Origin of the sequence: Klebsiella sp. Ech2A, from assembly GCF_030078455.1 — a bacterium.
Lineage (GTDB): Bacteria > Pseudomonadota > Gammaproteobacteria > Enterobacterales > Enterobacteriaceae > Klebsiella > Klebsiella terrigena.
The window spans coordinates 1-5750 of sequence record NZ_JAQGFU010000243.1; the positions used below are offsets into that span (position 1 = coordinate 1).

Annotated in this window: 6 protein-coding genes; 1 reads left to right on the forward strand and 5 read right to left on the reverse strand. The window is 58.9% G+C overall.

All coding sequences use genetic code 11. From position 1 onward, the window contains the following. The 5 genes from PFH44_RS24300 to puuD all read right to left on the reverse strand — a co-directional run. On the reverse strand, nucleotides 1-273 hold a 273-nt coding region (locus tag PFH44_RS24300), incomplete at its 3' end, for an aminotransferase class III-fold pyridoxal phosphate-dependent enzyme (protein WP_283826416.1). 49 nt (nucleotides 274-322) lie between these two features. After that, complete coding sequence (locus PFH44_RS24305) at nucleotides 323-1603, reverse strand: NAD(P)/FAD-dependent oxidoreductase (protein WP_283826417.1); 1281 nt, start codon at nucleotides 1601-1603, stop codon at nucleotides 323-325. Between the two features lie 2 nt (nucleotides 1604-1605). After that, nucleotides 1606-3093: an aldehyde dehydrogenase PuuC gene (gene puuC, locus PFH44_RS24310; protein WP_283826418.1), complete on the reverse strand. Its 1488-nt coding sequence runs from the start codon at nucleotides 3091-3093 to the stop codon at nucleotides 1606-1608. Between the two features lie 305 nt (nucleotides 3094-3398). After that, the gene (gene puuR / locus PFH44_RS24315; RefSeq protein WP_283826419.1) at nucleotides 3399-3956 is read right to left on the reverse strand and encodes an HTH-type transcriptional regulator PuuR; all 558 of its coding nucleotides are present in this window, start codon (nucleotides 3954-3956) and stop codon (nucleotides 3399-3401) included. Between the two features lie 25 nt (nucleotides 3957-3981). After that, nucleotides 3982-4734, reverse strand: a complete 753-nt coding sequence (puuD, locus tag PFH44_RS24320) for a gamma-glutamyl-gamma-aminobutyrate hydrolase (protein ID WP_200842835.1) — start codon at nucleotides 4732-4734, stop codon at nucleotides 3982-3984. A gap of 225 nt (nucleotides 4735-4959) precedes the next feature. Here puuD and PFH44_RS24325 point away from each other — a divergent pair. After that, nucleotides 4960-5750: type I glutamate--ammonia ligase (locus tag PFH44_RS24325; protein WP_463671573.1), on the forward strand; the 791-nt coding region annotated here is incomplete at its 3' end.

Sequence of the window (5750 nt, forward strand, 5' to 3'; positions counted from 1 at the left end):
CTTCTCGGCCAGCGCCACGTAGCTCTCGTAGGGCACAATCTGGTAGGCGGTATGGGTAAACTGCTGCAGCTGCTGCTGCACGGCGGCGACCAGCTCCGGATGGCGATGTCCGGTATTCAGCACGGCGATCCCGGCGGCAAAGTCGATGTAATCCCGACCTTCGACGTCGGTCAGGGTGGCGTTTTGCGCCGATTGGGCAAAGAAGTTGCACATCACGCCCACGCCGCGCGGGGTTGCTGCAAGACGACGCTGATGAAATTCGCTGTTGCTCATGTTTCACACCTTTTTAGCAAAAATTAATGACGTTGACCGGCGCGGAGGCTTACACCCCGAGGCGATCGCGCAGGCTGTAGTAGGCGGCACCCATCGCGGTGAACGGAATGCGCAGGCTGCGCCCGCCCGGGAACGGGTAGTGCGGCAGTTTGGCAAAGGCGTCGAAGCGCTCGGCGTCGCCGCGCAGCAGCTCGGAAATCAGCCTGCCGGCGAGGTGCGTGCAGGTGACGCCGTGGCCGCTGTAGCCCTGCATGTAGTAAATGTTCTTATCGAGACGGCCGAACTGCGGCATCCGCGAGAGGGTCAGCAGGAAGTTGCCGGTCCAGCGGTAGTCGATCTTCACGCCCTTCAGCTGGGGGAAGGTTTTCAGCAGCTTGGGCATAATCAGGCGCTCGATGTCGTCCGGGTCCCGGGCGCCGTACACCACGCCGCCGCCGTAGAGCAGGCGGTTATCGCCGGTTAAGCGGTAGTAATCCAGCAGGTAGTTGCAGTCCTCCACGCAGTAGTTCTGCGGGATCAGCGAGCGCGCGAGCTCCTCGGAGAGCGGCTCGGTGGTGACCACCTGGGTGCCGCAGGGCATGCTGCGCTTCGCCAGCTCCGGCTCGAGCTTATCGCCGAGATAGGCGTTACCGGCGACGATAACGTAGCGCGCGGTGACCTGGCCGCGGGCGGTGCTGACCACCGCCGGGCTGGTGTGCTGAATCTGCGTGACCGGCGACCGTTCGTACACCCGGCCGCCGTTGAGGCGGATGGCGTCCGCTTCGCCGATAGCCAGATTCAGGGGATGAATATGGCCACCGCTGCGGTCGAGCAGCGCGCCGGTGTAGCGATCGCTGTTGACTTCGCGACGGATAGCGCTGGCGTCCAGCAGCTCCAGCTGGCTATTGCCGTAGCGCTCCCAGTTTTCTTTTTGCTCTTCCAGCGTCTCCAGCTGCTTGTGGTTCATCGCCACAAACAGGCCGCCGGGACGGTAGTCGCAGGCAATCTGATAGCGCTTGATGCGTTCGCGGATAATATCCCCGCCCTCAAACATCATGCTGCCCAGCATTTTTGCCGCATCCGGGCCGTAGGTGCGTTCAATGACGTCGATATCGCGGCTGTAGGAGTTAACCAGCTGGCCGCCGTTGCGCCCGCTGGCGCCGAAGCCGATGCGCGCGCCTTCCAGCAGCACCACGTCATAGCCAAGTTCCGCAAGATGCAGGGCCGAAGAGAGGCCGGTATAGCCGCCGCCGACGACGCAGACGTCGCAGCTGATGGATTCATCCAGCGTCGGGAACGGCTCGTAGGCGTTGGCGCTGGCGGCGTAATAGCTGGTGGTATGTTCGGTCATGATTAGGACTCCAGAGCAATCCAGATGGTTTTCAGTTCGGTGAATTTTTCCAGCGCATGCAGGGACTTATCGCGTCCGTTTCCGCTCTGCTTGTAGCCGCCGAAAGGTACGGTCATATCACCATCGTTATAGTTGTTGACGAAGACCGAGCCGGCCTTCAGGCGGCGGCTCAGGCGGTGGGCGCGGGAGAGATCGCGGGTCCACACCGCGGCGCCGAGGCCGTAGCGGCTGTCGTTGGCCAGCTGCAGCGCCTGTTCTTCCGTTTTGAAGCGGGTCACCACCAGCACCGGGCCGAAGATCTCTTCCCGGCTGATGGTCGAGGCGGGATCGACGTCGACAAAAATGGTCGGGCCAATGGCCGCCGGCCACGGGTTTTTGCGCCCGTCGAGCAGCAGGGCGCTTTTGCTCTCCCCGGCGCGAATAAAGCTGTGAACGCTGTCGGCGTGGGCGTTATCGATAAGCATGCCCATCGTGGTGTTCGGGTCGAGCGGATTGCCCGGCTGCCAGAGGCTCGCCTGCTCCTGCAGACGCGCGAGAAATTCGTCGGCGATGCTCTCTTCCACCAGCAGGCGGGTACCGGCAATGCACACCTGGCCCTGGTTGTAGAAGATGCCGCCGGCGGTGGCGTTCACCGCTTTTTGCAGATCGGGGCAGTCGGCGAAGACGATGTTGGCGCTTTTGCCGCCGGCCTCCAGCCACACGCGCTTCATATTGCTGTCGCCGGCATCTTTTAGCAGCTGCTTGCCGGTGCGAGTCGAGCCGGTAAAGGTGATGACCTCAACGTCCGGGTGCAGTGAGAGGGCCTGGCCCGCCTCGTGGCCGAAGCCGCTGATGACGTTGAGCACGCCGTCCGGCAGCCCGGCCTCTTTTGCCAGCCCGGCAAGGCGCAGCGCGCTGAGCGGCGATTTTTCTGACGGCTTAAGGATCACGCTATTGCCGGCAGCCAGCGCCGGGCCCAGCTTCCAGCAGGCCAGCAGCAGGGGGAAGTTCCACGGCACCACCGCGGCGACGACGCCAATCGGCTCGCGGACGATCATCGCCAGCTCGTTCACGCCGGTCGGGGCAACTTCGCCATAGACTTTATCGATGGCCTCGGCGTACCAGCGGATCGCGCGGGCCGCGCCGGGAATATCGTCGCGCAGGCTGTGGCGAATCGGTTTGCCGGTGTCGAGGGTTTCCAGCAGGGCCAGCTCTTCGCGATGGGCTTCCATCAGATCGGCAAATTTATGCAGTACCGCTTTACGTCGGGCCGGCGAGGCCTGGGACCAGTCGCCGCGATCGAAGACGCTGCGCGCGGCCTGAACGGCAAGCTCGACGTCGGCTTTTTTTCCGCGCGCCACGTGGGCCAGCGTTTGCTGAGCGGCGGGGTCGATGGTTTCAAAGGTGCTATTATCGGCGGCGGCGCAATATTCACCATTAATAAATAAACGGGTTTCCGGTTGCAGGCTGTTTGCTTTTTCCTGCCAGTAGTTTAGATGCTGAAAATCCATATATAGACTCCATCATAATATAAGCGGGTAAGAGTATTCATAAAGTAATCGGATAATAATATTCGGTATTTTCAGACAGCGCGGGGCGGCTTCGGCCAGAGCGCAAGCCGATGCGTTGGGATACGGAAGATCCCCGGAGTCAGATACCGTTCAGCGCTATTTATTGGCGCATTTTATTGAGGCCGGCGCAGAGTGATATTCCCGCGCTGCGCAAATAGATTATTTGCGTACTCTTCGCGCCGGCGGAAATATTTCATCCGCCGGCGCGGGCCTGAAGAAAACCTGAAACCAGCTCAGGCTAAAAATTAGAACGTGGTGGGGGTATGGGCACTGATAATTCGGCAAACGCCTGCCGAAGTATTGCTGAAGCTGTGCGGTATGCCGGTATTAATGGCATAGCTTTGCCCGGCAACCAGGTGGTACGACTGACCGTTAACAATCAGCACAACTTCACCTTCCAGTACGGTGCCTATCTCCTCACCCTGATGTTTGATCCTCTCCCCGGTAGTGGTTCCAGGCTGGTAAGTTTCAAAAATCATCGCCAGCGTACGGTTCGGATTTCCGTTGTGAACCAGCTTCATCGAAACGCCCTGACTGCCCATTTCGATAAGGTCATCCTGATTAATAACCACCTGCGGTTCATCAGGTTTTTCTGGTTCAGAAAAGAATTCCGAGAGCGACAGCCCATAGACTTTCAGCAGCTTTTGCAGCGTGCTGATGGCAGGACTGACTTTATCCTGCTCTATGGTACTGATGGCACTATGTGTTAACCCAGACAGTTCGGCGGCACGACGCTGTGAGAGACCCAGCTGTTGCCGGATCGCTGACAGACGTTTCCCTGGCGCCAGTCCGTCATCGCTCATATTTGCATTTCCTTAACTGTAGTGGTCAGAGCCGCTGCTTTTCAGCAACGTGGTTCTGACAGGCGGTGATAAAACCTTCAAACAACATACGCGACAGGGCGTATTCGCTACTGTTCCATTCAGGATGCCACTGTACGCCCAGCGCGAAAGGGTGGTCGTTAACGCTGACCGCTTCCGCCAGCCCGTCCGAAGAGCGGGCCTCCACGCGCAGACGTGGGCCTAATGTTTTTGCTCCCTGCCCGTGTAGCGAGTTTACCCAAAACGTGTTGCAGCCCGGTATTAACTGAGAAAGTAATCCTCCTTCCTGCACCTGAACCTCGTGAGAGGGAGCGTACTGCTCCTCTACCGGAAGCTCGGGGTCTTCGCGATGTTCAAGCAGTTCCGGCTGCTCGAAAAGACGACGATACAGAGTCCCGCCAGTGGCGACAACCAGTTCCTGCAACCCACGGCAGATGGCGAAAATGGGGATGCGCCTTTCGAGTGCGGCGGCAATTAATGCCATGCTCAGAAGATCACGCCCGGGATCGGCGTCAGGCTCATCGCCGTTTTCACCATAAAGGTGCGGCTGGACGTTGCTGGGGCTGCCTGGCAGGTAGATGCCGTCCAGCCTGGGTAACAGAGCGGCAAGCATTTCCGGTTCGGCCAGGGCGTGCGGCAGGGCGATCGGCAGCCCGCCGGCGTGAATAATCGCATTCAGGTACTTCTCCTGCAGGGTCTGGGTCTGGTGACCCTTAAGCCTGTTCCTGCACATCACGACGCCAATAACTGGCTTGTACATTATATTTTCCATGATCGCCCTCACAAAGTGGACTAAATTATGACCATTTAGGGTGTTAAAAGGCCATATCGTTCAATATTTTCTCAATCTAGCAGCGAAAATAGCCGTTTGCAAACTTAATTTAACATTTGACAAACATTTTGTTTGCATACACATTCGAATGGTGGACATTATATTTAACGGCAAGCAGGCCGAAGTCCGAAACCAACACAACGGCGGTGAATGATGGAAACCAATATCGTAGAAGTTGAGAATTTTGTTCAGCAGTCAGAAGAGAGACGGGGCAGCGCATTTACTGCTGAAGTAAAGCGCTACCTTGAAAGCTACCCTGATACCCAGTACGTCGACGTGCTGTTAACCGACCTGAACGGCTGCTTCCGCGGCAAGCGCATCCCGGTCTCCAGCCTCAGCAAGCTGGAGAAGGGCTGCTACTTCCCGGCGTCGGTTTTTGCGATGGATATTTTGGGCAACGTGGTGGAAGAGGCGGGCCTCGGCCAGGATATGGGCGAGCCGGACTGCACCTGCGTCCCGGTGCCGGGCACCTTAACCCCTTCCGCCGCCGATCCGCAATACATCGGCCAGGTGCTGCTGACCATGGTTGATGAAGATGGCGCTCCCTTTGACGTTGAGCCGCGGAACGTACTTAACCGCCTCTGGCAGCAGCTGCGCCAGCGCGGGCTGTTCCCCGTGGTAGCGGTAGAGCTGGAGTTCTATTTACTCGATCGCAAGCGCGATGCCGAAGGCTATCTCCAGCCGCCCTGCGCGCCGGGCACCGACGTGCGCAACACCCAAAGCCAGGTTTACTCCGTGGATAACCTCAACCACTTCGCCGACGTGCTGAATGATATCGACGAGCTGGCCCAGCTGCAGCTGATCCCGGCCGACGGCGCGGTCGCGGAAGCCTCGCCGGGGCAGTTTGAAATCAACCTTTACCACACCGATAACGTGCTCGACGCCTGCGATGATGCGCTGGCGTTAAAACGCCTCGTGCGTTTAATGGCGGAGAAGCATAAGAT

Excerpts from the sequence above, each read along its gene's own strand:
- PFH44_RS24305 (WP_283826417.1), bottom strand. The coding sequence starts at position 1,603 with ATGACCGAACATACCACCAGCTATTACGCCGCCAGCGCCAACGCCTAC.
- puuC (WP_283826418.1), bottom strand. The coding sequence starts at position 3,093 with ATGGATTTTCAGCATCTAAACTACTGGCAGGAAAAAGCAAACAGCCTG.
- puuR (WP_283826419.1), bottom strand. The coding sequence starts at position 3,956 with ATGAGCGATGACGGACTGGCGCCAGGGAAACGTCTGTCAGCGATCCGG.
- puuD (WP_200842835.1), bottom strand. The coding sequence starts at position 4,734 with ATGTACAAGCCAGTTATTGGCGTCGTGATGTGCAGGAACAGGCTTAAG.